Source organism: Rhizobium sp. 01T444 (genome assembly GCF_056398305.1).
In genome coordinates this window covers 1-920 of record NZ_JBFTPD010000115.1, presented here as the reverse complement: position 1 = coordinate 920, position 920 = coordinate 1, and the positions used below count along the sequence as shown (strand labels likewise).

Sequence of the window (920 nt, the reverse complement as noted above, 5' to 3'; positions counted from 1 at the left end):
ATGCAGATCCGGGGCGGGCTCGATGCCGAGGGAGGCGTCGCCGCCTATGACTTCGAGACTTCGTACCCGTCGAACGGCGCGCCGACGCTCGCGCTGCTGCTCACCCGCACCATCGAGCCGGCGGCGCACGCCTTCGAGATGGGCGACCGCACCGCGCGGCCGCCCTACGCCTACGGCAACCTCCGCGTGAAGGTCAATGACATGGCGCCGATCGTGCGCGCCTCGTGGCTGCGCGGCGTCTCGGCCCTGCCGAACGCGTTCGCGCACGAGTCCTATGTCGACGAGCTGGCGACCGCCGCCGGCGTCGACCCGGTCGCGTTCCGGCTGCGGCATCTTCATGATCCGCGCGCGGCCGACCTGGTGCGCGAGACCGCGCAGAAGGCCGGCTGGCGCATGCGCACCGGGCCGCAGGAAAACGCGGATGGCGGACTGGGCCCGGGCGGCGACGTGCTGTTCGGCCAGGGCTTCGCCTACGCGCGCTACGTGCACAGCAAGTGGCCCGGTTTCGGCGCCGCATGGTCGGCCTGGGTGGCGGACGTCGAGGTCAACCGCAAGACCGGTGAGGTGCACGTGCGCCGCGTGGTGGTGGGCCACGATGCGGGCCTGATGGTGAACCCGGCCGGCGTCGAGCACCAGATCCACGGCAACGTGATCCAGACCACGAGCCGCGCGCTCAAGGAGCGCGTGCAGTTCGCGCCGCCGACGGCGCCGGCCCCCGGCGCGGTGGTGAGCCGCGAGTGGGGCGCCTATCCGATCATCAACTTCCGCGAAGTGCCGGTGATCGAGGTGATGCACATGCAGCGCCCCGGCGAGCCCCCGCTGGGCGCGGGGGAGTCGTCCTCGGTGCCGGGAACGGCGGCGATCGCGAATGCGATCTTCGATGCGACGGGGGTGCGCTTTCGGTCGCCGCCGTTCACGCC

1 protein-coding gene is annotated in these 920 nt (G+C 72.2%); it reads left to right on the top strand.

What is annotated here, in order from left to right; all coding sequences use genetic code 11:
- On the top strand, window positions 1-920 hold a 920-nt coding region (locus AC1DTN_RS37405; RefSeq protein WP_477925156.1), incomplete at both ends, for a molybdopterin cofactor-binding domain-containing protein.